Annotated in this window: 24 protein-coding genes; 12 read left to right on the forward strand and 12 right to left on the reverse strand. The window is 64.5% G+C overall.

Annotation, left to right across the window (positions count from 1 at the left end):
* Window positions 1-133 precede the first annotated feature (133 nt).
* The 5 genes from FDY95_RS20545 to FDY95_RS20565 form a co-directional block, all read right to left on the reverse strand.
* A complete protein-coding gene (locus FDY95_RS20545; RefSeq protein ID WP_138080485.1) occupies window positions 134-1,354 on the reverse strand; it encodes a pyridoxal phosphate-dependent aminotransferase in 1,221 nt (406 codons plus the stop codon).
* Window positions 1,355-1,569: 215 nt separating this feature from the next.
* The gene (locus FDY95_RS20550; protein WP_138080487.1) at window positions 1,570-2,694 is read right to left on the reverse strand and encodes a lipase family protein; all 1,125 of its coding nucleotides are present in this window, start codon (window positions 2,692-2,694) and stop codon (window positions 1,570-1,572) included.
* 102 nt (window positions 2,695-2,796) lie between these two features.
* Complete coding sequence (locus FDY95_RS20555) at window positions 2,797-3,495, reverse strand: DUF4288 domain-containing protein (protein ID WP_138080489.1); 699 nt, start codon at window positions 3,493-3,495, stop codon at window positions 2,797-2,799.
* A gap of 52 nt (window positions 3,496-3,547) precedes the next feature.
* On the reverse strand, window positions 3,548-5,539 hold the full coding sequence (locus FDY95_RS20560; RefSeq protein WP_212744939.1) for a glycosyltransferase family 2 protein: 1,992 nt from the start codon (window positions 5,537-5,539) through the stop codon (window positions 3,548-3,550).
* Between the two features lie 304 nt (window positions 5,540-5,843).
* Complete coding sequence (locus tag FDY95_RS20565; protein ID WP_138080493.1) at window positions 5,844-7,052, reverse strand: acetate/propionate family kinase; 1,209 nt, start codon at window positions 7,050-7,052, stop codon at window positions 5,844-5,846.
* 145 nt (window positions 7,053-7,197) lie between these two features.
* Here FDY95_RS20565 and FDY95_RS20570 point away from each other — a divergent pair, with 145 nt between their 5' ends.
* Window positions 7,198-7,419 (forward strand): hypothetical protein, encoded by a 222-nt coding sequence (locus tag FDY95_RS20570; RefSeq protein ID WP_138080495.1) that lies wholly within the window; start codon window positions 7,198-7,200, stop codon window positions 7,417-7,419.
* A 185-nt stretch (window positions 7,420-7,604) separates the two neighbouring features.
* Window positions 7,605-8,174 carry a DUF4256 domain-containing protein gene (locus tag FDY95_RS20575; RefSeq protein ID WP_138080497.1) on the forward strand — a complete coding sequence of 190 codons (570 nt, stop codon included), beginning with the start codon at window positions 7,605-7,607 and terminating at the stop codon, window positions 8,172-8,174.
* Window positions 8,175-8,191: 17 nt separating this feature from the next.
* On the opposite strand, the gene FDY95_RS20580 is transcribed toward FDY95_RS20575, so the two are convergent.
* Both FDY95_RS20580 and pta read right to left on the reverse strand, forming a co-directional pair.
* Window positions 8,192-9,130, reverse strand: coding sequence for a DUF808 domain-containing protein (locus FDY95_RS20580; protein ID WP_138080499.1), 939 nt, complete (start codon window positions 9,128-9,130; stop codon window positions 8,192-8,194).
* A gap of 219 nt (window positions 9,131-9,349) precedes the next feature.
* A complete protein-coding gene (pta, locus tag FDY95_RS20585; RefSeq protein WP_138080501.1) occupies window positions 9,350-11,443 on the reverse strand; it encodes a phosphate acetyltransferase in 2,094 nt (697 codons plus the stop codon).
* Between the two features lie 149 nt (window positions 11,444-11,592).
* Between pta and FDY95_RS20590 the strand changes: the two genes are divergently transcribed.
* Window positions 11,593-11,940 (forward strand): hypothetical protein, encoded by a 348-nt coding sequence (locus FDY95_RS20590; protein ID WP_138080503.1) that lies wholly within the window; start codon window positions 11,593-11,595, stop codon window positions 11,938-11,940.
* 39 nt (window positions 11,941-11,979) lie between these two features.
* Here the strand turns inward: FDY95_RS20590 and recR are convergent, their stop codons facing one another.
* Window positions 11,980-12,594 carry a recombination mediator RecR gene (gene recR, locus FDY95_RS20595; protein WP_138080505.1) on the reverse strand — a complete coding sequence of 205 codons (615 nt, stop codon included), beginning with the start codon at window positions 12,592-12,594 and terminating at the stop codon, window positions 11,980-11,982.
* A gap of 144 nt (window positions 12,595-12,738) precedes the next feature.
* Window positions 12,739-13,020, reverse strand: coding sequence for an ATP-dependent Clp protease adaptor ClpS (locus tag FDY95_RS20600; RefSeq protein ID WP_138080507.1), 282 nt, complete (start codon window positions 13,018-13,020; stop codon window positions 12,739-12,741).
* A gap of 186 nt (window positions 13,021-13,206) precedes the next feature.
* On the opposite strand from FDY95_RS20600, the gene FDY95_RS20605 reads away from it, so the two are divergent.
* The 3 genes from FDY95_RS20605 (at window position 13,207) to FDY95_RS20615 (ending at window position 17,020) form a co-directional block, all read left to right on the forward strand.
* Entirely contained in the window at window positions 13,207-15,432 is a 2,226-nt protein-coding gene (locus tag FDY95_RS20605; RefSeq protein ID WP_138080509.1) for a S9 family peptidase, read from the forward strand.
* 197 nt (window positions 15,433-15,629) lie between these two features.
* Entirely contained in the window at window positions 15,630-16,181 is a 552-nt protein-coding gene (locus FDY95_RS20610; RefSeq protein ID WP_138080511.1) for a hypothetical protein, read from the forward strand.
* 113 nt (window positions 16,182-16,294) lie between these two features.
* On the forward strand, window positions 16,295-17,020 hold the full coding sequence (locus FDY95_RS20615; RefSeq protein WP_138080513.1) for a hypothetical protein: 726 nt from the start codon (window positions 16,295-16,297) through the stop codon (window positions 17,018-17,020).
* Window positions 17,021-17,118: 98 nt separating this feature from the next.
* Here FDY95_RS20615 and FDY95_RS20620 read toward each other — a convergent pair whose 3' ends face one another.
* Both FDY95_RS20620 and FDY95_RS20625 read right to left on the reverse strand, forming a co-directional pair.
* Complete coding sequence (locus FDY95_RS20620) at window positions 17,119-17,784, reverse strand: YceI family protein (protein ID WP_138080515.1); 666 nt, start codon at window positions 17,782-17,784, stop codon at window positions 17,119-17,121.
* A 52-nt stretch (window positions 17,785-17,836) separates the two neighbouring features.
* The gene (locus tag FDY95_RS20625; protein WP_138080517.1) at window positions 17,837-18,286 is read right to left on the reverse strand and encodes a MarR family winged helix-turn-helix transcriptional regulator; all 450 of its coding nucleotides are present in this window, start codon (window positions 18,284-18,286) and stop codon (window positions 17,837-17,839) included.
* Between the two features lie 165 nt (window positions 18,287-18,451).
* Here FDY95_RS20625 and FDY95_RS20630 point away from each other — a divergent pair, with 165 nt between their 5' ends.
* Entirely contained in the window at window positions 18,452-19,036 is a 585-nt protein-coding gene (locus FDY95_RS20630; RefSeq protein WP_138080519.1) for a DUF6799 domain-containing protein, read from the forward strand.
* A 77-nt stretch (window positions 19,037-19,113) separates the two neighbouring features.
* Here FDY95_RS20630 and FDY95_RS20635 read toward each other — a convergent pair whose 3' ends face one another.
* Window positions 19,114-20,142: a dipeptide epimerase gene (locus FDY95_RS20635; protein ID WP_138080521.1), complete on the reverse strand. Its 1,029-nt coding sequence runs from the start codon at window positions 20,140-20,142 to the stop codon at window positions 19,114-19,116.
* Between the two features lie 160 nt (window positions 20,143-20,302).
* On the opposite strand from FDY95_RS20635, the gene FDY95_RS26625 reads away from it, so the two are divergent.
* From FDY95_RS26625 to FDY95_RS20660, 5 genes are all read left to right on the forward strand, one after another.
* Complete coding sequence (locus tag FDY95_RS26625; protein ID WP_138080523.1) at window positions 20,303-21,553, forward strand: DUF6799 domain-containing protein; 1,251 nt, start codon at window positions 20,303-20,305, stop codon at window positions 21,551-21,553.
* 100 nt (window positions 21,554-21,653) lie between these two features.
* Entirely contained in the window at window positions 21,654-23,087 is a 1,434-nt protein-coding gene (locus tag FDY95_RS20645) for a dicarboxylate/amino acid:cation symporter (RefSeq protein ID WP_138080525.1), read from the forward strand.
* A gap of 264 nt (window positions 23,088-23,351) precedes the next feature.
* Entirely contained in the window at window positions 23,352-24,014 is a 663-nt protein-coding gene (locus FDY95_RS20650) for a hypothetical protein (protein WP_138080527.1), read from the forward strand.
* Window positions 24,015-24,341: 327 nt separating this feature from the next.
* Entirely contained in the window at window positions 24,342-25,298 is a 957-nt protein-coding gene (locus FDY95_RS20655; RefSeq protein ID WP_138080529.1) for a T9SS type A sorting domain-containing protein, read from the forward strand.
* Between the two features lie 202 nt (window positions 25,299-25,500).
* The gene (locus FDY95_RS20660) at window positions 25,501-26,121 is read left to right on the forward strand and encodes a hypothetical protein (RefSeq protein ID WP_138080531.1); all 621 of its coding nucleotides are present in this window, start codon (window positions 25,501-25,503) and stop codon (window positions 26,119-26,121) included.
* Window positions 26,122-26,349: the final 228 nt, after the last annotated feature.

The raw sequence follows: 26,349 nt of genomic DNA on the forward strand, positions 1-26,349 counted from the left end.
TGCTGCGGCTTTTCAGGTCGTCATGCTTCTTCTGGTGTCCGCTTATCAAAGCATCTGTACCAAACCAACGAAGCGGTAGAGATGCTTCGACAAGCTCAGCATAGCGTTCTTTTTTCCTGGCTGTCCACGCAGCTTAGCGCAGCCGGGCCAGGCTTTCCTTGACCCGCCGGAAGGCTTCGGCCAGCTTTTCGTCGGCGGTGGCGGTGCTGAAGCGCAGGCACTGCGGCGCCCCGAACGCGGCCCCGTCGACGGCGGCTACGTGCGCGTCGTTGAGCAGGTACATGGCCAGGTCGTTGGCCGTGGCGATGGTGGCGCCGTCGGCAGTGGTCTTGCCGAAGTAGGCCGACACGTCGGGGAAGATGTAGAAGGCGCCGTCGGGCGTGGGCGTTTTGAAGCCGGGAATTTCTTTCACCAGGCCGAGCACCAGGTCGCGGCGGCGGCGGTAGGCGGCCACCATCTCATCGGCCGAGCTACGCCCGCCCTGCAGGGCGGCCAGGCCGGCGCGCTGGGTGATGGAGCAGGTGGCCGAGGTAATCTGGCTCTGCAGCTTCTCGCAGGCCGCCGCAATTTCGGGGCGCGCCGCCAGGTAGCCGATGCGCCAGCCCGTCATGGCGTAGCCCTTGGAAAAGCCATTGACCGTCACTACCTGGTCTTTCACCGCGGCGAACTGCGCCAGGCTGGCGTGCTCCCCCACGAAGTTGATGTACTCGTAAATCTCGTCGGCCACCACCAGCACCTGCGGGTGCCGGGCCAGCACCTCGGCAATGGCCCCCAGCTCCGCACGCGACCATACCGCGCCGGTGGGGTTGCAGGGCGAGGAGTACATCACCAGCTTGGTACGGGGCGTGATGGCAGCTTCCAGCTGGGCGGCCGTGGCTTTGTAGTCGTTGTCGAGGGTGCCTTCCAGGCGGATGGTCACGCCCTCGGCCAGCTTCACCATTTCCTCGTAGCTCACCCAGAACGGCGAAAAGATGATAACCTCGTCGCCGGGGTTCACCAGGGCCAGCACCGCGTTGGCCAGGGCCTGCTTGGCGCCAGTGCCCACTACGATGTTTTCGGGCTTGTAGTCGAGGTTATTGTCGCGCTTGAGCTTGTCGCAGATGGCCTGACGCAGCTCCGGAATGCCGGGCACCGGGGTGTAAAAGGTGAAGCCCTCGTCGATGGCCTGCTTGGCCGCGTCCTTGATGTACTGCGGCGTCTGAAAGTCCGGCTCGCCGAAGCTCAGGCTAATGACGTCGACGCCCTGGGCGGCCAGGGCCCGCGCCTTTTTGGCCATTTCGATGGTTTGCGGGGCTTCAAGGGCGTTGATGCGGTCGGAAATTAGCGCAAGGGCGGGGGCAGCGTCGGTCGACATGGCAGGGCGGGCTGGGAAACTCGGAGTACGGGAATAAACGGCAAAGGTAAGCAACCGCGGCAGCCACTGCCGCAGGCAACGCTAGCAAGCGCAGCAACCCGCCTTTTCCCGGTTTTTGCGGCCATCAGCCAGCACGGGCGAGGGAGCAGCAAAAAGCCCGGCACCAAGGTGCCGGGCTTTCGGAGTTTATGGGAGCGGCAAGGGTTGAGCGGCCATCAGGCCAGCGCAGTCGAATTGCCAGCGGCGGGCACCGGCGCATACACGGCCTTGGCCTTGGTAATCCTGGGCGCCAGCGCGGCCACGATGGCGTCGGTGTTCTGCCAGAAAATGCTGGCGTAGTGCGAGGCCGTGTGCTGGTACGAAGCCTGGGCAAACCAGTCGTCGAAAGTGTTATCCGTCCAGGCTGCGGCCAGCGGGTAAGGCGCATAGGTTACCGCGGTGGACACGTAGGGGTCGATGAGGTCGATGTCGGCGTCATATTTCAGCGTGTCGGCCACGCCCTGCAGCAGGTCGGCCAGCGTCACGTCGAGGTGCGAAATGGCCGTGGCCAGCGGGCTGGGCTGGAACATATTCTCCAGCGACTCCACCGCGGCCACCACCGGGAAGCGCGGGATGATGTCGTTGTTCATCTCGTAGTGGTAGGCCTTGCCGGCCGGGTACTTACTTTGCAGATCGGTCACGAAGTCCTGGTTGCCGGCTGCCGGCGCGGCAAAGCTGAACACGGACGCATCGGCCGTGGGGCACTGCTGGGCAAAGTAGGAGGCGTAGACGTTGGCTACGTTGCCGCCCAGGCTGTGCCCGGTGATGTAAACCGGATAATTGTTGGCCACGGCATTGTCCTGCAGGTATTGCAGGGCCGACTGCCCGGTGTTGCCGAAGTAGTTGGTGGCCGAGCTGATGTTGTTGAACGCGTCCATGGTGCCGCTGGCAACGTAGGCCTCGCCGCTGCTGACGTAGGGCCACTGGCTCTGCGTGTACACCCGGAAGTCCTCCAGCAGCCAGTTGGCAATGATGCCCCAGTCGATAACCGTGTGCCCGTCGACCACGAAGGGCAGGGAGCCGCGCACGGCCAGGAAGAACTCGTTGTCGGGCGACTGGACGATGTAGGCGTAGTTGTCGTCGTAGGTGTTGGTCGACGACCACACCACCTTGCAGGTCGGGAAGATGCTCTGCACCGCCGCCTCGATGTTGAGCTGCCCGCCCGCGTTGGGCTCGTTTGGGTTGTCGACGTAGGCTATCATGCAGAAGATAGCCGCCGGCGGCAGCATGGGGTTGGGCGGGGTGATTTGCGGGGCCGCGCTGCTGAGGGCTGAGGCCGGAAAAGCGGGAGAAGTTGCCACGGAGCGAAGAGGTTAAAGCGTTGAGGATAGGCCAAATGTCCGCCTCCGCGCGCGTCCGCAACAGGGTAATTCTACGTGCTTTTAAGCATTAACCAGGTCGTATTAGTGCTTAGGAAGCCATTCTCTATCGGGCCGGATGCGGCGGCGCTTGAGCTTGGAGAAAACCTCCACGCCCGAAGCACCGGCGAATTCATTTACAGACTCTATATCCACTCGGTAAGTGTCCAGAAATGCTTCAAACTGCCAGCGCACCAGCCGCCCGGCGGAATTCAAATAAGGTTTGGCATAGGCCTCAAAATCAGCGGCAAGTTTCTTTTTGGCTTCCGCCTCCGAATCCGCCGTAATTATCAGCATCCGGTCTTCGTAGAGCTGCAGCCCCTTGGTTTCGTCTTCTATCTGCACCGCAAACCGGGCCTCGATGCACCAGAAGGAGGGCCTTGATTCTTCTACCGCTTTTAATTGTGGCGCCATTCCCTCGATTTTGCTGACCATAATGGAGCCAATGAATTCGTGCTGTAGCAGCGCCGGCAACTGCTGCAAGGGCAGTTGCACTCTGACGCCGGTCGGACGCCGCTGCGTGCCGGTCATTTCCATTTCGCCTGCGGACAGCAAAGCCAGCAGCCGTTGGTAGTCGTGGCGGTAGTGCGCGTCAATCCGCTTTAGCCTTTCCCGGGGCTTGTACTGCACCAAGGCCCGGTAATCAGGATATGTTAAGCCAATCTGCACAGTAGCTACGTTATGCAGCCGGGATAAGTCGGCGGCGCCTAGCCCCCACTCGTCTATATCTATAAGTTGTCCCATAAGGCACAATCGGTAAAACGGTCAGCCAAGTATCCAGCTTGATGCTGCTACCCTACTCCCGCCCCAGCCCGCGCAGGTTTTGCAGCACCAGGCGCAGGTCGTCGGCGGGGGTGTAGTCGCGGGCGTAGAGCAGCTCCAGGCGGCGGCGGGTGGCCTCGGTGAGCGGCAGCGCGCCGGGCGTCTCGGCGTGGTCGGCGGGCGAGAGGACGGCGCGGGCCTGCCCCTTGCGCGGGGCGGAATAGCGCAGGCCCACCCAGGTGCGGCGCCCGGCCAGCACGCGCAGCACGTTGCGCAGGTAGCCGCCGGCCTGGCGCTGCAGGCCCAGCAGCAGCGGCGCGCCCGCCAGCAGGCCCAGGCTGAGCAGCACGTCGACCAGGCGCTTGGCCCGGCGCTGCTGAGGCTTGTAGAGGTTCAGCTCGATGTCCAGCGCATAATAGTCGCCGGGCGAATCCTTGGAGGAGGAGCCGATGATGTACTGGCTGTCTTCGGGCAGGATTTTGAAAGCCACGTTCGGGTGCGTTTGCTGCAACTGCACCATGCGGCCCATGATCTGGCCCGCCGAGAGGTCCTTGCCGCAGAAAATCAGCTCGTCCAGGGCGTAGATGCGCAGCACCTCATCGAGCTGGCGCAGGGAGCCGAGCAGGTCCTCGGGCGCGTCGGCGGCGGCCGCGTCGTCGGTGGGGCTCACGAAGCCGATGATGCGGGCCTGCACGCTGGCGGCTTCGAGCAGGTGGCGCACCCGGCGGCTTTCGGCCTCCGAACCCACGATGGCAATGTTTTTCTGCCGCCGCTCCGAAATGCGCAGGTCGCGGTACTGGATGAATTGCTGCACCAGCCGCCGGCCCACCATGGCCGCCACCGCCCAGGTGCCGCCGAGCACGATGAGCGCCTTGGAAAAGCGCCAGGCGTCGAGGAAGTTGGAGACGGCCGAAATGATGACGGTGCCGAAAAACACCCCGCGCACGATGCGCGCCGACTTGGTGGGCTCGTCGTAGGCGCCGCTGAGGTAGCTGCTGCCCAGCCACAGCCCGATGTAGGCCGGCACGGCCACCAGCATGTACTGCGGCGGGTAGGGCGTGGGCACGTACTTGTGGTTGTCTTCCCAGTACTCTTTCAGGAAGTACATCCCAATGAAGATGATCAGCGCGTCGAGCAGGATGGGCCAGGCCGAATCCCAGAACCGGCGCGCAATGGCCACCCCGGCGCGCAGCCAGATGGCCATATTGATCAGCAGCGAAAACATGCCCGCCCGCTGCGGCGCGAAGTGCTTGCGGGCGAAAATGACCATGGCGCGGTAGAACACGAACACGTAGTTCACCGACGTGCGCTTGGTGCTTTCGCCCTTGTAGTGAATGATGCGGGTGCCGGGGTAGTAGTAGTTTTTCCAGCCGCCCCGCGTGAGCCGGTATGAGAGGTCGATGTCCTCGCCGTACATGAAGTAGTCCTCGTCGAGCAGCCCGACCTGGTCCAGCGCCGCTTTCCGCATCAGCATGAAGGCCCCGCTGAGCACTTCGATCTGGTGGGTCTGGTCTTTGTCGAGGAAGCCGAGGTGGTAGCGGCCGAAGCGCCGGGACTTCGGAAACACGGCCGCCAGCCCGAACACCTTGTAGAAGGCCACCCAGGGCGTGGGCAGGCCGCGTTTGCTTTCGGGCAGAAACTTGCCCTGCCCGTCGAGCATTTTCACGCCCAGGCCGCCGCAATCGGGGTGCGCGTCCATGAACTCGCAGCAGCGCAGGAAGGTATCTTCCTCCACCACCGTATCGGGGTTCAGCAGCAGCTGGTACTGGCCTGTGGCCACGCGCAGGGCCTGGTTGTTGGCCTTGCTGAAGCCCGGGTTAGCCTTGTTTTCGATCAGGATGACCTCGGGAAAGCGCTGCCGCACCATGCTCACCGAGCGGTCCACCGAGTTGTTGTCGACCACGAACACCTCCACCGGCTGCCCAAGCTTGTCCACCGCGCGCCGCACCGACAGCAGCGTCTGCTCCAGGAAGTAGCAGACGTTGTAGTTGACGATGACGACGGAAAGCTTGACGGGGGCGGGCACGGGCGGGTGAGGCGGGAGCAAGGCCGCGAAAGTTACGCAGAGTTGCGGCTTGTCGGGTTCAGGCAGCCGGGAAGCCACAACGCCGGTTCCCCCCGCCGTCATTGCGAGCGAAGCGAAGCAATCCTTCCTCTCACGGCACGACGGTAGCACGACCACCGCCCTAAACTGGCATCTGCAGCTTCAGGCGGTGCTGGTTTCGGGTTGAGGCGTTTTCGGTTTGTAGGTCTTGTATCGTTTGTGCTACTAGAGGAAGGATTGCTTCGCTTCGCTCGCAATGACGGCCAGCGAACTGACTTCTGGCTTCCTACAACCTTACCTCAAGCAGCGCCGCGCACTGCCGGGCTATTTCCAGTTCCTCATTCGTGGGCACCACCAGCACTTTCACTGCGGCCCCGGCCGGGCTGATTTCGCGCAGCTCCCGGCTGCGGACGGCGTTGCGCGCTTCGTCGACCTGCACGCCCAGGAATTCCAGCCCGGCACAGGCCAGGCGGCGCACGGCGGCATCGTTCTCCCCTACCCCGGCCGTGAACACCACCGCGTCGAGCCCGCCGAGCACGGCGGCGTAGGCGCCGAGGTACTTCTTGATGCGGTAGGCATACAGGGCCAGGGCCAGGGTGGCTTCCGGGTCGCCGGCGGCTACGGCGGCGCCCACGTCGCGCATGTCGCTGTGGCCGGTGAGGCCCAGCATGCCGCTCTGCTTATTGAGCAGGGCGCTGACCTCGTCCACCGAGTAGCCGAGCTGGCCGGTGAGGTAGAAGATGACCGAGGGGTCCAGGTCGCCGGAGCGGGTGCCCATCACCAGGCCGCTGAGCGGGCCGAAGCCCATGCTGGTATCGAGGCAGCGGCCGGCGTGCACGGCGGCCATGCTGCAGCCGTTGCCCAGGTGCACGGTAACAAGGCGCGCATCCGGCTTTTGAAGATACGCGGCGGCCTGCCCGGCCACGTACTGGTGGCTGGTGCCGTGAAAGCCGTAGACGCGGATGCCCTGCTCATGGTAGAGCGCGGCGGGCAGGGCGTAGCGGAAGGCGTACTCGGGCAGGGTCTGGTGAAAAGCGGTGTCGAACACGGCCACCTGCCGGGCCGCGGGAAACAGCTCTTCGCAGACTTCGATGCCGAGGTAGTTGGCCGGGTTGTGCAGCGGCGCCAGGGCAAACAGCGCCTTGATTTCGGCCTTCACCGCCGCTTCAATCAGCGTTGTGGCCGCGAATTTCTCGCCGCCGTGCACCACCCGGTGCCCGATGACGCGGATGTCGCCCGGGTCCTGGATGACGCCGGTGCCGGCCGCCGTCAGCAGCCCGACGACCTCGCGCAGGCCGGCGGCGTGGTCGGGCAGGGCCAGGGTGCGCTGCTGGCGCTGCGGCTCCCCTTCGGCCCCGAATACGGTGTGCGTGATGACGGAATCGGGCAGGCCGAGGCGCTCCACGAGGCCAGCGCAGACGGGCTGCTCGGCGGGCCAGCGGAAGAGCTGATACTTGATGGACGAGCTGCCGGAATTGACGACGAAGATGTTCATGTAAAGGAAGTTGCCAGCCTGGGTTCCGCGCCGCAACCCGCCGGATCGGGGTTGACTTTGTGCGCGAAGTTGCGGTAGTTACGGAGCAAAGTAAACCGGCGGGGCGCTTAGTCCTGTCGGGCCCATTTTCACCCCCGTTATTGCTATGACCCGCCGCCCCCTCGAAGCGCGCCTTACCAAGGCCCTCGGCCGCCGCTCCGCCGGCCCGCTCGACCTGCCCGATTACGCCAGTCGCCGCTGCCGCCGCACCAAGGAATACCGCCTCGCCCGCCTGCTATCCGGCTGGCCGGCACTGATCGAGGAGGAACCAATGACCGGGCTGAACCCGGAGCCGATGGAGCTGCCGGCGTTGCGCGAAGCAGCCTGAACGGCCTTCCATTCGCCGTATTCGCATCTTTTCTTCCGGCGCTGGCTTGAGTTGACCGCACCGGCCCCGCTACCTTGCGCCGGCTGACGCCAGCGCAGCAGGGCCCCGCATGCCCTTGCCGTAACCCGCAAAACGCAGGCCGCCCGGCCGCTCTTTCCGACCCGAGTAAAGTCAACGTACACCTCATGGCCCAGGAAAATCACCAGGATCTTTCAGCAGGCCAGCGCGAAGAGCTGCTCCGCGTGCTGCAAGCCCGTTTCGCCAAACACATGGACCGCCACCAGGGCCTGCAGTGGGCGCCCATCCAGGCCCGACTGGAAACCAATCCGGCCAAGCTCTGGGCCCTCGACGAAATGGAAGTAAGCGGCGGCGAGCCGGACGTAATCGGCCAGGATGCCGCGACGGGCGAGTACCTATTTGTGGACTGCGCGGCCGAAAGCCCCAAAGGCCGCCGCAGCGTGTGCTACGACCTGGAAGGACTGGAATCCCGCAAGGAGCACAAGCCCGCCAACGCCGCCGTCGACATGGCCGCCGCCATGGGCATCGAGCTGCTGACCGAGCAGCAATACCGGGAGCTGCAGCAGTTCGGGCCGTTCGACGCCAAAACCTCCAGCTGGATTCAGACGCCGGCCGCCATCCGCCGGCTCGGCGGCGCGCTCTTCGCCGATTACCGCTACGGCACCGTCTTCGTGTACCACAACAGCGCCCCCTCCTACTACGCCGCCCGGGGCTTCCGCGGCCTGCTACGCGTCTGAGTGGCCGGGGCGCGGTGTTACGCGGCCGGCACCTCGCTTTTGCCCTGCCATACCCTCTTCGCCAAGCCCACGATTTTCTCGACTACAAAGCCCACCATGAGCCCGAAAACGGCGCAGGCTAAGGCCTTGGTCAACCAGGCTACCACCGGCACATCGGCCAGGGCGAGTTCCAATTCGTGCAGCCAATGGGCGGTAAGGGGGATGCCGTGGGCAATGATTTCGGCCCCGACCCAGAGCATGGCGGCCGTGCCGACGTAGCCCAGAATCCGCAGAAAATGCGGCATGAATCTCACGATGCCGCGGCCAAGCTTTTGGGTAGCCGGGTTCTTGTGTTCCTGGGCCAGGTGCATGCCGATGTCGTCCATCTTCACAATCAGCCCCACGAAGCCGTACACGCCCACGGTAATGACCACCGCCACCGCCAGCATCACCATGATTTGGTTTAGGATCGGCTGGCCAGTCACCTGGCTGTAGGCAATGGCCATGATTTCGGCCGACAGGATGATGTCCGTGCGCACGGCCCCGGCCACCCGCTGCTGCTCCAGCTCCTCCGGCGTAATGGTTGCCAGCTCCTCGCTTTCGGCCGGCGCCTCGGGATGCCTGCTGAACATGGAATGCACCTTTTCATAGCCCTCGAAGCACAAGTACGCCCCGCCCAGCATCAGAATGGGCGTAATGGCCCAGGGGGCGAAGTAGCCGAGCAGCAGCGCCGCCGGACTCAGGATCAGCAGCTTGTTGATCAGGGACTTTTTGGCAATCCGGAAGATGATGGCCAGCTCCCGGCTGGGGTCCAGGCCCACCACGTACTTGGGCGTCACGGCCGTGTCGTCGATGACGATGCCGGACACCTTGCCGGTGGTTTTGGCCACCTGGGCGGGCACGTCGTCGAGGCTGGCGGCACTGGCTTTCACCAGCGCCGAAATGTCATCCAGCAAAGCAAAAAATCCGGAAGCCATAGGCACTATCAGGTTTCAGAGGGGAAGCGCGAATGCGCAACGGCCGGGCTACCGACCAGCCATGCCATACGGCGTACAGCGCCACACGACGGCTTTCGGCGCAAAAAACGCCCGGCCGCAACGCCTGCCCGCCCGGCTTTAGCCAGCCGTCAGGCCGCGAAACCGCCACGAGCAGCGGCATCGTACCCACGCCCGCATCCTCCTCAACGAGCCTATTCGCTACGCCTGCTGACTTTGAATGGCGGTAATGACGACGGTGTTGAACACGTCGTCCACGGTGCAGCCGCGGCTCAGGTCGTTGACGGGCTTGTTCAGGCCCTGCAGCACCGGGCCGATGGCCAGGGCCCCGGTTTCGCGCTGCACGGCCTTGTAGGTGTTGTTGCCGGTGTTCAGGTCGGGGAAGATGAGTACGCTGGCCTGCCCGGCCACGGCCGAATCGGGTAGCTTCTGCCGGCCCACGATGGGGTCGACGGCGGCGTCGTACTGAATGGGGCCTTCCACCGGCAAGTCGGGGCGGAGCTGGCGCACTAGCTCGGTGGCGCGGCGCACCTTGTCGACTTCGGCGCCCTCGCCGGAGGTGCCGGAGGAATACGAGAGCATGGCCACCCGCGGCGCCACGCCGAAGCGCTGGGCACTTTCGGCCGAGGAAATGGCAATTTCGGCCAGCTGCTCGGCCGTGGGATTGGGATTCACGGCGCAGTCGCCGAACACGGCCACGCGGTCGGGCAGGCACATGAAGAACACCGACGACACCAGCGAGATGCCCGGCTTGGTTTTGATGAACTGCAGGGCCGGCCGGATGGTGTGCTGGGTGGTGTGCACCGCCCCCGACACCATGCCGTCGGCGTGACCCTTGTACACCATCATCGAGCCGAAGTACGACACGTCGCGCAGCAGGTCGCGGGCCATGTCCTCGTTGACGCCCTTGCTCTTGCGCAGCTCGTAAAAGGTCTGCACGTAGTCGGCGTAGTACTCCGAGTGCACCGGGTCGATGACGCGCAGGTGGCCCAGCGGCAGGTTCAGGCCGAGCCGCTTGGCCGAGGCGGCCACTTCCGCCGGGTTGCCGAGAATGGTCAAATCCACCACGTCCTGCTGCAGGAGCTGGGCGGCGGCGCGCAGAATCCGGTCGTCGTTGCCCTCGGGCAGCACGATGTGGCGGCGCTGCTGCTTGGCCCACTGCAGCAGCCGGTACTGGAACATGTGCGGCGTGATGCCCTCCGACTGGTAGGTGGCCAGCTGCCGGTCGAGGGCCGGCACGTCGACGTAGCGCTCAAACGTGCGGATGGCCAGCTGCACCTTCTTGGGGTTGTCGGCCGAGAGGCGCGACTTGACGGCCGCCAGCCGGGCACTGGTTTCGAAAGTCCCCGTCGGGACGGCCAGAATGGGCATCACGCCCTGCAGGCCGCGCAGCAGGCGCAGAATGGGCTCCTCGGGCTGCCAGCCGGCCGTCAGCACCACGCCGGCCACCTTGGGGTAGCTGGCCGACATATTGGCCTGCACCGCGCAGATGACGATGTCGCCCCGGTCGCCGGGCGTGACGATGGCCACGTTGGGCTTGAGGTAGTTCAGGAAGTTGGGCACCTGCATGGCCCCGGTCACGAAGTTGTCGACCTGGTTGCCGAGCAGCTCCTCGCCGAAGAGCAGCGTGCCGCCCAGCGCCTCGTGCAGCTCCCGCATGGTGGGGTTCAGCAGGGCCTTGTCCTCGGGAATCACCGACAGCCCGACCTCGGCCGGCAGCTGAGCGCGCAACAGCTGCTGCACGTCGGCCACCTGGGCGGGCGGCACCTTGTTGGCCACCACCGTGAGCACCGGCACCTCGCGCGCCTCGAAGCCCCGCAGGGCCGTAAGCGTGCTGCTGATGATCTGGGCCGTGGTTTTGGCCTCGCCCGACACCACCAGCAGCACCGGCTCGCCCAGGTTTTTGGCAATGGTCACGTTCAGCTCAAACTCGAAGGCGGTGCCGTGACCCACGAAGTCGGTGCCCTCCACCACGATGAAGTCGTGCTGCTCCTCTAGCTGCTTGTAGCGGCGGATGATGGTGTCGAGCATCTCGCCCTGCCCCTCGGTTTCGATCAGGCGCAGCACCTCCGGGCCGGTGTAGGCGAAGGTGTCCTCGTAGGCCGTGGGCAGCTGAAAGTAGCGCAATACGGTGTCGATGTGCGGGTCGCGCCGGCCTTCCCCGCCCGCGCTGATGACGGGCTTGAAGTAGCCCACGCGCTGGGCTTTGCTGAGCAGCATGTTCACCAGGCCCAGCGTGACGAGGGACTTGCCGCTGTAGGGCTCGGCGGAGGCAATGAAGACGGTTTTGGTCATGCCGGAAGTGCGTTCGAAGGTCAGCAGAACAACCGCCAAGGGCGGGTTTCGGCCTTAACTACGGAAGATTTCGTTTGCTTGCCGTCCTTGGTTGGACGCCGTAGCCCGCTTCCGCCCCGCAAAAGTTCGCCACTATTCCTTGCCGCTCCATGACAAACGTCACCCTGATTGCCGAAGTCGTTTTCTACGCCACCAAGGCAGCTTGGCCGAAGTTTCCCATGAGCGGACCGCGGCGCATGTCGCTGTGGGGACGCGGGGCGCCGGGCTCGTCCCCCGCAGAGTTTCAGCTAACCGAGCCCCTGTACGCCGCTACCCCGACGGTGGTGCCCATTGCCACCATCATCCCCGAGGCACTTGAATCGTACCTACAAGTCGGCAGCCCGATTCTGTTCGGCACCTACCCGCATGCCGTTGGCGAAGGCCGCATCATCCGCATCGAGCCCTACGAGCACAAAACCGTGTGGGTGGCGCCCAAAAAGCCAAACGGCCCCATCTGAGCAGAAGGGGCCGTTTGGCTGAGAAAGAGTAACGGAGGATTACCGCGCTTGCCGCTGGCGCTCCACGATGGAGCGCCCCAGGGTAATTTCGTCGGCGTACTCCAGCTCGCCGCCGACGGGGATGCCGCGGGCAATGCTGCTGATGTGGACTTCGGGCGTCTCGCGCAGGCGGCGGGTGAGGTAGAAGGCGGTGGTGTCGCCCTCCATGGTGGGGCTGATGGCTAGGATAACCTCTTTTACTTCCGAGCCTTCGGTCTGCACGCGCGTCAGCAGGGAATCGATGTGCAAATCGGCCGGGCCGATGCCCTCGATGGGCGAGATGACGCCGCCGAGCACGTGGTACACGCCCTGGTACTGCCCGGTGTTTTCGATGGCAATAACGTCGCGAATGTCCGACACGACGCAGACGGTGCTATGGTCGCGCAGCTTGTTGGCGCAGATCGAGCACTCTTCGGTGTCGGAGATGTTGTGGCAGCTCTGGCAGTAGCGAATGTCGAAGCGCATCTTGGCCAGGGCTTCGGCCAGGGAGCTGGTGGTATCGGTGTCGGCCTTGAGCAGGTGCAGGGCCAGGCGCAGGGCCGTTTTGCGGCCGATGCCCGGCAGCTTGGCCAGCTCGCCCACGGCGTTTTCGATGAGTTTGGAGGGAAATTCCATTCAATGATAATGTGCGAATGAGCTTAAATGCGAACAATGTAAAAAATGCAATAGTGCCATCCAGACCGACATTCACGCGCAAAAAAGCGCGGTTCGTCAAGCATTATTCACATTGTGCACATTTCACACATTCATTCACATTCTCTACACCACGTCGGCCGAAATACCGCGGTCGTGGATGGCGGTGCACATGGGCTCCAGCTCCTCGTAAGTGCCCATCTTGACGGCACACTGGCCCTTGTAGTGGATCAGCAGGGTGCACTGCTCGGCCTGCATGGGCTCGTGCTGGCACACGTCGATGAGCGTCTGGATGACGTGGTCGAAGGTGTTGATATCGTCGTTGTAGACGACAAGGTCGCGCAGGTCGGTGGTTTCCTCCAGCAGCAGAACGTCCTCGTCGTGTGCAATCTGCGGGTTGGTGTTCATGGTGGTAAAGGTAAGAATTCGGGCGCTAGGTTCGTCTCTCGCAAAAAGCACCCCTTAACAGCGGCGGCGGCCGGATAGTTGCCCGCGGGCCCGGGAATTTGTAGCGGGGCGGGTCTGTTGATTCCGCCGTAAATTCCCGGCCCGAACCATCTGCCTTCCTCTCCCCTTCTCTCGTTGCTTTCCTCTATGTCCCTGACGTTCCGGCGCCTCGCGCTGCCCGCCCTGCTGCTGACCCTGACTGCGGCCCCCACCGCCCTGCGCGCCCAGCAGCAGCTGCTCACCGTGGAAGACGCCTTCCGCAACCCGGCTCTTTCGCCGGCCAACCTCAAGCAGCTGGCCTGGATTCCGGGCTCGAAAGACGAATTCAGCTTCGTGCGCTCCGAGAACGGGCAGGACGAGCTGGTGCGCGGCCGCGCCGCCGGCGGGCCCCTGCAGCCGGTGGTGAGCATGGCCAACCTCTACCAAGCCCTGCAGGCCGCCGGCGCCCCCACCCTGAAAGCCGCCGCGTTTCCGCAGGTGCAGTGGACCGGCCCCGACGCCTTCCTGGTGACGATGCCCAGCCGGGAAGTGTTCCGCTACGCGGTGGCCGAGGGCAAGGCCACCAAGCTGCTCGGCTACCAGGCCGGCGCCGACAACGTGGACTTCGACCCGACGAAAACCCGCGTGGCCTACACCAAGGAGCAGAACCTGTTTGTGAGCCTGCCGGGCAAGGAAAACGTGGCCGTGACCTCGGAAGCCAACCCCGCCATTGTGAACGGGCAGGCGGCGCACCGCTCGGAATTCGGCATCACCAAGGGCACGTTCTGGAGCCCCAAGGGCGCGAAGCTGGCCTACTACCGCATGGATCAGACCATGGTGACGGACTACCCGCTGGTATCGGTGGCCCCGACGCCCGCCCAAGCCGAGCCCATCAAATACCCCATGGCCGGCGACAAAAGCCACGAAGTGACCGTGGGCGTGTACGACGTGGCCTCGGGCAAGACGGTGTTTTTGCAGACCGGCGAGCCGAAGGAACAGTACCTGACCAACATCAGCTGGAGCCCGGACGAGAAGAGCATTTATATAGCCGTGCTCAACCGCGACCAGAACCACATGTGGCTGCGCCAGTACGAAGCCGCGACGGGCGCGCTGGTGAAGACCATGTTTGAGGAAACCGACACCGAGTTCGTGGAGCCGCTGCACCCGCTCAGCTTCGTGCCTGGCCACGCCGACCAGTTCGTCTACCAGAGCGAGCGGGACGGCTACAACCACCTGTATCTGTATAATACTTCGGGCAAGCTGATGCGCCAGCTCACCAGCGGCCCCTGGCTGGTCACGGACCTGCTGGGCTTCGATGAGAAAGGCAAAACCGCCTACTACGCCAGCAACCAGGACGGCACCATTCAGCGCGGCTTGTACGCGGTGAGCCTCAGCGGCGGCAAGCCACGCAAGGTGTCCGGCCCGGCCGGCACGCACACGGGCACGCTCAGCCCCTCAGGCGAGGCCCTGCTCGACAGCTACAGCAGCCAGACCACGCCGCGCACTATTTCGGTGGTGGGCACCAAGGATGGCAAAATGCGTCAGCAGCTGCTCAACGCGCCCAACCCCATCAGCAACTACCGCTTGGGCCAGACCAAGCTGCAGACTCTCAAGGCTGCCGACGGGCAGACCGACCTGTACGCCCGCATCATTACCCCGCCCGGCTTCGACCCCAATAAGAAATACCCGGCCGTGGTGTACGTCTACGGCGGCCCGCACGTGCAGCTCGTCACCGACAGCTGGCTGGGCGGCGGCAACCTGTGGATGCAGATGATGGCCGAGAAGGGCTACGTGGTGTTTACCGTCGACTCGCGCGGCTCCGGCAACCGCGGCCTGCCCTTCGAGCAGGCCACCTTCCGCCAGCTCGGCACCCAGGAGCTGGCCGACCAGCTCAAGGGCGTGGACTACCTCAAAAGCCTGCCCTACGTGGATGCCAGCCGCATCGGCGTGCACGGCTGGAGCTTCGGCGGCTTCATGACGACCACCATGCTCACCCGCGCCCCCGAGGGCACCTTCAAAGTCGGCGTGGCCGGCGGCCCGGTTATCGACTGGCGCATGTACGAGGTGATGTACACGGAGCGCTACATGGATACGCCCCAGCAAAACCCGGAGGGCTACCAGAAGGCCAACCTGCTGGGCTACGTGCAGAACCTGAAAGCCCCGCTGCTGATGATTCACGGCACCGTCGACGACGTGGTGGTGTGGCAGCACAGCCTCGACTACCTGAAAAACGCCGTGGACAAGGGCGTGCAGCTCGACTACTTCGTGTACCCCGGCCACCCGCACAACGTCGGGGGCAAGGACCGCGTGCACCTCTACACCAAGATTACCAACTACCTCGACCAGTACCTGAAGCCCGAAGCCCCGGCCACCGGCGCCAGCAGCGGGCAGTAGGGGCCTCACCCCCCGGCCCCCTCTCCCAAAAAGAGGGGGAGCCAGACGTCAGCACCGATTTCGTTCAACGACGCGGGGCTGCTCCGCTCGCGCTCCGCAGCCCCGCCCGTTCTTTTTTCCTTTCAGCACAAATGCCTGCGCCGCCTCGGCTCCCCCTCTCCCCTTGGAGTGGGGCCGGGGGGTGAGGCCCCTTTGATATGCCCGCTCCCTCCACCGACTTCAAGCGCGTCCTGCGCCAGCTCACTGACAAGGAAAAGGAAGACCTGCTGCTCAAAGCCGTGCGCCGCGACGCGGAGCTGTACGATTTGGTGCGCTACGAAATCCTGCCCGACGTGGACCTGCGCGTGGTGCAGGACGAGCACGCCGAGCGCATTGCCGAGCTGCTGCAAAAGGCCAACGGCCGGGTGATGAGCCGCGCCCTGGCCCGCGCCCTCGGCAAAGCCGCCAAGGAAGTGGCCCGCGCCAAGCGCATCACCAAGGACAAGCGCCTGGAAGTCGACCTAAACATGTACGTGCTACGCTTGGTGCTCGACGAGTACCAGAGCTACTTCGACGGCTACTTCCACCTTTTCTACGTGGCCACGGTGCGCTTCGTGCTGCGCACGGCCAAGCTCATTCCCAAGCTGCACGAGGACCTCTGGCTGGAATACCAGGACGAGTTCAACGACATCCTGCGCACCCTGCGCGCCCACGACAAGCACCGGCAGCTGCGCTACCCGCTGCCCACCGAGCTGGAGCTGCCCGCCTAGGGCAGCTCTTTTTTTGCCCGCGCGGGAAGTTGGTTTACTGGTGGCCGGCGGTATCTTTGAAAGTTCAATGTTTGTTCATTCCTCCTTCATCCCCACCGTTTAACTGCTTCTTTATGCGTTTGACCGCTACGTACTTGGCCGCTGGCACCCTGGCCCTGGCTCTGAGCAGCTGCGCCGGTAGCTACCACCAGATTCGCCCGGCCAACTTTACCCGTTACCAATCCATGAGCCCGGCCGGCGCCCCGGTGGAGTTCAGCTACCAGTTCAGCGCCCTGCAAATGGCCGGTGGCAACCGCAAGTACATCAAGAAGGAACGCAAGCGCGGCTACCAGACCGTGGCGGTGCGCGTGAAAAACAACACGGCGGCTGACATCAACTTCTCGCGCGACCTGGAGCTGTTCTTCGGCGAACGGCCCACCATGCCGGTGCCCGCCATTCAGGCCGCCAACGACATGAAGCAGGGCGTAGCCATCTACGTGCTCTACTTCCTCGGCATCGGCCAGGTCGGCGGTACCTACGACCCGTACACCGGGCAGACCACCGGCGGCACCCTGCTGCCCTGGGGCCCGCTGGTGGGCGCTGGCAACATGATCGGGGCGGCCACGGCCAACTCCAACATGCGCAAGGAATTCGTCACCAACGAAATGACCAACAAGGTGATTCGCCCCGGCGAAACGGTGTACGGCATCATCAGCCTGCGCGAGATGAACGTGGCCCCGCTGCGCCTGCAGCTGCGCGGCGGCGCCGCCGCCGCCCCGGCGCCGACCACGGCTCCGACGCCCGCTACCGCCCCGGCCACGCCGGCTCCCACTACCACACCCGCTTCGGACGGCCGCTAGGCCCGCCCCCGCCCACAGGCAAACGGCCCCTTCACCGCTGCGGTGAAGGGGCCGTTTCTGCTTTTGGTCCGGTTAGGGACGAAGGAAGTCAATTGCCGTTACTGCTTGGCAATGACGTTGAAGCTCAGCGTGAAGTTGTCTTCGATGGCCTTGTCGGCGGCGGCGCCGAACAGGGTCGAGCCGTACTTCACGTCGTACTTGGTGCGGTCGACGGTAGCCACGCCCGAGGCCGAGGCCACGCCGTCTTTCACGCCTACTTTGGCGGGGAAGGTCACGGCATTGGTTTTGCCTTTGATGGTCAGGTTACCGGTTACCTGGGCGTTGTTGCCGGCGGCATCGGTGACGGGCTTGATGCTGGTGATGACGAAGGTGGCCGTCGGGTTTTTGTCCACGGCGAAGAAGTCGTCGTTCTTCAGGTGGCCCACCAGCTTGCCGTTCCACTCGGCGTCCTTCAGGTCTTCCACCTTGATGGTGTTCATGTCGAAGGTGAAGGTGCCGCCCACAATCTGGTTGCCTTTCACCAGCATCGAACCGTCTTTCACGGCTACCGAGCCGTTGTGCTGGCCACCTACTTTTTTGCCTACCCAGCCGAGGGTGCTCAGCTGCGGCTGCACGGCGTACGCGTTGCTGTTTTTGGCGGCTTTGGCAGCCTTAGCAGGCGTAGCGGCTTTGGCGCTGACGGCGGCGGTGGCTTTTTGCTGGGCCTGGGCCGGAGCAGCAAACAGGGCACCAGCAACGAGCAGAGGCAGAATGATTTTTTTCATGGTCTTCAAACGGTGTGAGAGTCTGGGATTGGAGTGACTGAAACTGAATCCGTCAGTCGCGGATTTTATCGAGCAGGTCGCTCAGCTGAGCGGCTTCTTCGTCGGTGAGGTTGCGCAGGCCCTGGTCCTGGCCGTCGGCCAGGCTTTCGGTCTGGCGCAGCAGCTCCAGGCCGGCTTCGGTGATGCGGATGTCCACGGCGCGGCGGTTGCTGGGGCAGATCTGCCGCGTAACCAGATGTTTGGCCTCCAGCTTGTCCACGATGCGCGAGGCGTTGCTGGTTTTGTCCAGCATCCGCTCGATGAGCAGGTTCACCGTGGCCGGCTTGGGGTGCTGCCCGCGCAGGATGCGCAGCACGTTGTATTGCGGCAGCGTGAGGCCGTAGGGCTTGAAGGCCGCGGCCAGGCGCTGCTGCAGCCAGCCCGCCGTAAAGACCACGTTCAGGTGGGCTTTCTGGTAGACGTTTTTAAAGGCGCGCTGCTGGATTTCGTCTTCGAGCTTCATGGGAGAACCGAATGGCGTTGCAAATATATGTATATACATTAAATGTCGCAACATTGGTTCCAAACTTTTTTTGAAACCGCATTCCGTTTTACCCTCCGCCGGCATCCTGCGTATGCAGAGGCGCGCTTTACCAACAACCACACCACTTTTCCCAACTGCTCCGCCATGAAACCGTTTGCTCCCGTCTTGGTTTTGCTCGCTGCCCTGCTGGCCGCTCCTGCCGCCCACGCCCAATCGTCGAAAGCCCCGGCCGACAACCGCGTGGACCTGCAGAACGGCGACCAGTTTGTGATGCAGAACGGGGCCGTGGTGCGCCGCCGCAACGGCCAGACCAGCGGCCTGAGCCAGAACGTGCGCCTGCCCAACGGCACCAAGGTGAACGTGAAGAGCGGCATTGTGGAGCTGCCCACCGGCAAGATGATTACCCTGAAAGAGGGCGACTACGTGGCCGCCGACGGCGGCGTAATGTTCGCCACGCCGCAGAGCGCGGCCGCCTCGCGCGGCGAAACCGCCCCGCCCGACGCCAAATTCGGCGAGGTAGTGGACCGCCGCTCCGCCCCGACATCCGCCGCCGACGTGGACGCCCGCCTCGGCGACCTAAACCGCCGCGTGGAGCTGATGGCCCAGAAGATTCAGCTGCTGAACCAGAAAATCAGCCTGCTCAGTCAGGGCAACCCCAAAGCACCCGACACCAGCCAGCTCGACGGCCAGATCAAAACCCTGGACGAGCAGCTGCGGGCGGTGAAATAGTGAAATGGCGAGATGGCGAGATGGTGAAATGGTGAGTTGACGTTCAGATAAACTCGCCATTTCACCATCTCACCATTTCACCCAATTTCCGGCACCTCGGCCTGCGGCATCAGCCGGCCGCCTTCTTCCCGTACCACACCGAAGGGCTCATCGCGCACGATGAGCAGGCCGTCCAGGTCGCAGATTTCGCAGAGGCCGCTGACTTGCAGGGCCGACCAGATGCCCAACGAGGTTTCGACCATACAGCCGACCATGGTGCGCAGGCCGTGGGCGCGGGCTTCGTTGAGCAGGCGGACGCCGTTGAGGTAACCACCGGCCTTCATCAGCTTCATGTTCAGCACGTGAAACTGCCGGGCAATGTCGTGGAAGTCGGCCGTGTCGGTCACCGATTCGTCGGCAATGAGCGGCCAGGGGCTGCGCGGGCGCAGGTAGCGGTAATCGTCGGCGCAGGCGGCCGGCAGGGGCTGCTCCAGCAGCTGCACGTTCAGCGCGGGCAACTGCTGCACCTGTTCCATGAAACCTAGCAGCGCGTCGGCGTCGGTCCAGGCCTCGTTGCCGTCGACGAGCACCGGGCGGCCGGGCAGCAGCCGGGCCACTTCGGCCAGTAAGTCCACGCCCAGCTCCTGATTGACTTTCACCTTCAGCAATGGGAAGCGCGCCAGTCCGTGCCGCTCGATGAACCCGGCCACCTCGCCGGGCGCCATAATGGGCAGGGTGAAGGCCGTGCCCACGGCCGGCAGCGGCGCGGGTACGCCCAACAGCTGCGGCACCGACTGCCCCCGCCGCCGCGCCAGGTAGTGCACGTAGGCCGATTCGAGGGCGAAGCGCAGCGCGTGGGCCGGCTGCCGGGCTTCGAGCAGCGCGGTGAGGTCGGTGAGGTCCTGCACCTGGGCCAGCCCGGCCTGCTGCAGCGCCTCGAACTCCGTTAGCAGCGCGGCCGGCGACTCGCCGTAGCGCACGTTGGGGGCGGCTTCGCCCCAGCCGGCCGTGCCCGCCGCGTCGCCCACGCGCACGAGCAGGTTGGTTTTGGCGTCGGAGGCGTTGCGGGAAATTTTCCAGGTGAAGCGGAGCGGCAACTCCAGCGGGCGGATGGACCAGTGCAGCATGAACAGGGGAAACGTACGGCGGCCGAAGATGGGCAGAAATTCGCTCCGGACAGCAGTGACGGCGTTTCAGACAGAAATAAGACCCACAGAGAAAATATTTATTTTATAGAACTATAATTATAATTAGTTTGCGCCACCGTTCCATAAAATCCTATTGCACATGAAAAACTTCTTACTCTTTCTGCTCCTCTGGGTAGTACTCATCCCGAGCCGCCTAGTGGCGCAATCAACCGGGGCGGCCGGTTTCACCTCTTGGTTTGCGGTGAAAGACAACGCCTTGGTGGTGCAGACCAACACCAAGACTACGCCGCTGACCAAGAGCGTGGTGCTCATCAACGGCACCCGCCTCGATTATCAGTCGCGCACGGCCATGCTGCCCGGCGGCCAGAAAGTGGTGCTGCGCGAGGGCGACACGGTGACGCTGTACGGCGAAGTGCATCAAGCCAAGGAAACGCCCACCGCCACGGCGGCTCCGGTAACGCCCGCTCCTACTCCGGCACCCGCTCCGGCGGCTCAAGCGCCGGCTACGGCCGTGGCCTCGGCCGCTCCCATGCCGGCCGCCCCGGCCCCGGCCGTCAAGCCGGCCCCCGTCAACGCCACGCCGGCTAGCTTCACCTTTCGGCCCGCCGCGCCGGTGGGCGGCAAGCTCAGAGGCGTGGTTGAGCTGGGCGCCAGCGGCTTCAATTCCTTTATTGTGCGCATCGACGCCGATAAAAACTGGAAGCTGGAGAAGTCGGAGTTCGGCAACAGCCTGGTGATGGAAAACCTGGCCACCGAGGACGACATCCGCAAGGGCCTCAAAACCTACATCGGCAAGATGCTGGACTACGGCGTGGGCGGCCGCGACATTCACTTCGTGGTCAGCTCGGGCGCCGTGGCGGCCGAGGGCACTCAGAAAATCATCAAGGCGCTGCGGGCGATGAACTATGTGGTGCTGACCGTGACGCCGGAGCGCGAAGCCGCCCTGGGCCTGCGCGCCGCCCTGCCCGCCGCCTACGCCGACAAGGCCTTCCTGGTGGATATGGGCTCGGGCAACACCAAGCTGGCCTGGCTGGAAACCGGCATGGTGCAGACGGCCGACACCTACGGCTCGAAGTACTTCCAGAAAAACACCGACCCCGCCGCCGTGGCCGCCGACGTGCAGAGCAAGGCCCAGCAGGTGCCAGCCGAGGAGCGCGCCACCTGCTTTATCATCGGCGGCATCCCCTACGAGCTGGCCAAACCGCTGCGCCATGGCACGGAGCGCTACACCGTGCTGAAAGCCCCGGCCGCGTATGCCTCGCTGGAGGGCGCCAAGGCCCAGGCCGGCGTCAACATCTACCAGGCCCTGGCCAAGGCCACGGGCTGCCAGCAGTTCGTGTTCGACTGGGACGCCAACTTCACCATCGGCTACCTGCTCACGCTGCCCTAGCCCGCGTTTTTCGCCGCCGTTGGGCTCTGCCCCAATCGGCTATCTTTGCCGGACGCTGCCCCCTTCCCACCGGGCAGCGTCCGTCCTTTTTACCTGCTCTATGAAGCTTACCCGTTTTGCCGTGCCGGCCCTGGTCCTGCTGCTCGTGGCCGCGCTGCTGACTGCCCTTTCCCACTACGGCGTGCTGGCGCTGCCGCCCATGGTGCCGCTGGCCGCCCGCTGGCTGGCTCTCGCGGCCATGATTGCCTGGGCCGCGCAGCGCCGCTCCCTCACGTTCTGGATTGTGGTGAGCATGCTCGTCGGGGCCGAGGCCGGGGCCGACTTCCCGGAGGGCGCGCAGAACCTGAAGGTGCTGTCCGACGTGTTCCTGCGCCTGGTCAAGACCATCATTGCCCCGCTGGTATTCGCCACGCTGGTGGTGGGCATTGCCGGCCACGCCGACCTGAAAAAAGTGGGCCGCATGGGCGTGAAGGCCTTGGTGTACTTTGAAATCGTCACCACGTTTGCCCTCTTCATCGGCCTGGCCGCCATCAACCTCACCCAGGCCGGCAAGCTGGACCCGGCGGTGCTGGCCGCCGCCCGCGCTGGCAACACCACCAACGACGCCATTGCCACCGCGCCCAAGCAGTCGGCAGCCGACATCATCACCCACATCTTCCCCGAAAACATTGCCAAATCGGTGGCCGAGGGGCAGGTGCTGCAGGTGGTGGTTTTCGCCATCATCTTCGCCATCGGCCTGGCCATGGTGTCGGACAAGCACCGCCGGCCCATGCTGGAGTGGTCGGAAAGCCTCTCGGAGGCGATGTTCAAGTTCACCAACGTGGTCATGTTCTTCGCCCCGCTGGGCGTGGGCGGCGCCATTGCCTACACCGTGGGCAAGATGGGCTTTGCCCCGCTGCTGAACGCGCTGCAGCTGCTGCTCACGCTCTACGGCGCCCTCATTGCCTTCCTGCTGCTGATTCTGCTGCCGGTGGCGCTGATTGCCCGCATTCCGATCAAGCGCTTCGTGCAGGCTATTGCCGAGCCGGTGAGCATTGCTTTTGCCACCACTTCCTCGGAAGCGGCGCTGCCCCGGGCCATGGAGGCTATGGAAAGCATCGGGGTGCCGCGCCGGGTGGTGGCCTTCGTGATGCCCACGGGCTACTCCTTCAACCTCGACGGCACCACGCTCTACCTCTCGCTGGCGGCCATTTTCGTGGCCCAGGCGGCGGGCGTACCCCTGAGCTTCGGCGAGCAGCTGGTGATGGTATTCACCCTGATGCTCACCTCCAAGGGCGTGGCCGGCGTGCCCCGCGCCTCGCTGGTGATTCTGCTGGCCACGGTGGCCTCGTTCAACCTGCCGCCCTGGCCGGTGTTCATCATCCTGGGCATCGACGCGCTGATGGACATGGCCCGCACCGCCGTCAACGTTATCGGCAACTGCCTGGCCTCGGCCGTCATTGCCCGCTGGGAAGGCGAGTTCGTCGACAACTACCACGGCCAGCCGGTCGACGAACTGTTCGAGGAAACCCAGCCCGCTGGTCATCTGCACTAACGCTGCGGCAAAGCCATTTTTGGTGCCAAGGCCCGGTCCGACTCAGTCGGCCGGGCCTTGGTCGTTTTAGGGGCATTTGCACCGACTTTGCCACCCGCAGATGCAGGAATACCGAAATCGTGAAATTTTTTCTATTCAAAACATACAATTTATTATGAACTAAATTATATTTGCTTCTACCTAATCCACTGCCATGGATTACCGCCCGCTGCTTTTCCGACTCCTCCTAGCCTTGCTGATGCCATGACGCCTTCACACCGCTTTGTGCTTGCCCTTGCCACGCTGGCGCTGCTGCTGCCCGGCTGCAAATCCGCCGACCGGGTGATGTTTCAACCCTCGCCGGCGGCCCTGGTGGAGCGGCTGCCTTCGCTGGAAATTACCGTCGACAACGGGCCGCTGAATACCTCGGCGGGCGCCCTGCCCGAAGACCCGCAGCGGCTGTTTGAGCGGGAAGTGCGCATGAACCTGAGCGACCCGGAAGACACGCTGCGCTTCGGCACGGCGCAGCTGCAGGTGGTGGACTGCCGCACCAAGCGCACCGGCAAGGTGCTGCAGGGCCTGCAGATGGCCACCTTCATGCTGCCCTCGCTGCTGGGCGTGCCGCTGGAGTGGTACGAAACCGACCTGAAGGCCGCCGTGCAGATTGTCAGCGCCAAGGGCGACACCCTGGCCACTTACACCGGCCGCGGCCAGTCGCGCGTGCGGGTGGCGGTGTACCACGGCTACTCCCAGACCCAGGCCCACCGCGTGGCCGACCTGGCCGCCCTGCGCGAGGCGCTGGCCCAGATCAAGCTGCAGCTCGACAACGACTCGGGCCGCCTGCGCGGGGCCCTGCTGGCGGCCGGCCCCATCAAGCGCGGGGAAGGCCTGTCGACCGGCAGCCTGACCGCGCCCGCCGACGAGCAGGCCCGCACCGCGGCCCGCTAAGCCGACGCGCAATTCTCTTTTCTGCTCCGTTCCCGTCCCTCCTGCCGCTGCCCGCACGCAGCCCGCCTTGTCCCCAACGCCACCGTCGCCCGGCGCCCACTTGGGCGCCGGGCCCGTTTTAGGTGTGGCGGCGCCTTCCTGCCGTTGCTCGCCTACCCCGGCCTTCGATTCGCTCTGCTCGCAATGAAAAGGACGGCACGGTCGTCCCTGACCATCGGCAGAAGCAGTTGTAGCGGCGCAGAATTTTCCGCCGCCGTGTTAAACCTCACCCGCACTTCACGCTCTATGTGAGCAGAAAACGGCAATCATTTTTCCCCTCGCATAAGCATGAAAACTTCTTCCTGGTTGAAGGCGCTGGCCTTCGCAGCAGCCATTGTTCCCGTTTCCACCACCTTCGGCCTGGCGCAGGCCGGCGACCAGGCGAAGTCCCTCGGGTTTGCTCCTGACGGCCACGGCGGCCACGGCCGTCATCAGGGCAACGGCGAAGTGCGGGCCTACGTCGAGCAGAACGTGCTGCCGACGGTGCGCCAGCAGCGCCAGAAGCTGGAAGCCCAGCTCTCGGCCACCGACAAGGCCCAACTCAGCACCTACCGCGCCCAGCTGAAGGCCCTGCGCGAGCAAGGCAAGGCGCTGCACCAGTCGCTGCGCCCGGCCGATGGCGCTACGCCCGGCCAGCGCCCGGCTCTCACCGATGCTCAGCGCCAGCAGCTGGAGCAGCTCCGCACCGAGCGCCGCGCCATCATGCAGAACGTGGGCCAGCTGGCCACCAAGTACGAGGCCCAGCTCAAGCAGATCAAGGCCGACGTGCAGCCCCAGCGCGAGAAGTGGGAAGCCGACATCAAGGCCCTGGTGCAGAAAAACCTCACGCCTGAGCAGCAGCAAAACCTGGCGCAGCACAAAGCGGCCGGCAACGGGCACGGTGGCCGGCATGGCCACCACGGCTTTGGTATGAAGCTGAGTTTCTTCGGGCCTACGCGCTTCCTGCTGATGGACCCCAATGCTCCGGCCGCGTCCGAAACCACTACGCGTGGTGCGCAGACTGCCATGTACCCCAACCCCGCCACCACCACCCAGCGCCTCGACTACGAGGTGAAAAAGGACGGCAACGTGAAGGTGGAGCTGCTGGATGAGCGCGGCAAAACCCTGCGTACCGTGTTCGACGGCAAGCTGGACAAGGGCGCCCACTCCCTCGACGTGAACCTGGCCGACCTCAACCGCGGCACGTATTTCTACAAAATCACCAGCAAGGGCGGCTCCGAAACCCGCCGCTTCGTGAAGGAATAAAGCCCCCATTGGTCCGGTTACCCCGGATGTTGTGGACGATTACGCCCGCCGTCAGCTCCTGACGGCGGGCGTTTTGCGTTCCGGCAGGGCCTAGCCACGGCTTTGCGGCCGCCGTACCCCTATTTTTACGGCCCGTTCGTTAAGCTTCGAGGCAGCCTGCCGGGTGGCGGGCCCGCTGGGCTGGGCAATCCGCGTCTTCCACATGCATTTTCTTTCCTTCGGGCGGCTTCGGTCCGTGTTGTTTGCGCTGCTGGGCGCCGCTTTGTTCGCCCGCTGCTGCGGCTCGGTGTCGTGCAACTGCCAGAACTACCGCGCCGACGCGCTGCTGTTCAACTTCAAGCCCGGCAGCTTCACGGCCGCCCAGGTCGATACCATCACGCTGATTCGCTCGGTGTACCCGCGCGACTCGGTCATTCGCACCGGCACCGGTCCCACCGCCACCGTCACGTACGCCAAGGGCGACACGGTCACCATCGTGCGCGAGCGGACTACGGTTTTTACCACGCCCATCGTGCTCGACAACGCCGAGCCGTTTGCCGCCGTCAACGGCCGCAAGCTCGGCTATACCAATGCCGACTCGTCGTACCGCTACACCATCATTGTGCGTGAGCCGGCCCGCCGCGGCACGGTACTGGCGCGCTACTACCTCGGGCGGGTGCGCCTGCGCGGGCAGTACGAGGCCGACGGCTGCTGCAGCTGCTACCGCAACGAGGAAAAGCAGTTCACGCTCAGCTCCTTCGTGGGCGCCACCCGCCGCGACACGCTCGTCGATGCGCACACCGCCCCCGGCGCCGAGCCGCGCGTAACCATCCTGCGGCGCTAGGGCTTTGCCAACCGAATTGCGTTTTAAACCAGCCAGTATCCGCTTATTTCGCGCTTCCGGCCAGGCAAGCAGAAACGAGCGGTGCCCAGCCACCCGAATCGACCAAGCCCTTGCCTGACCGGTGCAACGTTAAGCTGGTGTTATGCTGCTACTCGGGCCACCGCGGGCCACGTCCGCCGGGCGGGCGGCTGCGTATATGGCGGTAGCCGCGCCGCTGCTGCCCCGGCC

This window comes from Hymenobacter jeollabukensis, from assembly GCF_005771675.1.
Taxonomy (GTDB): domain Bacteria; phylum Bacteroidota; class Bacteroidia; order Cytophagales; family Hymenobacteraceae; genus Solirubrum; species Solirubrum jeollabukense.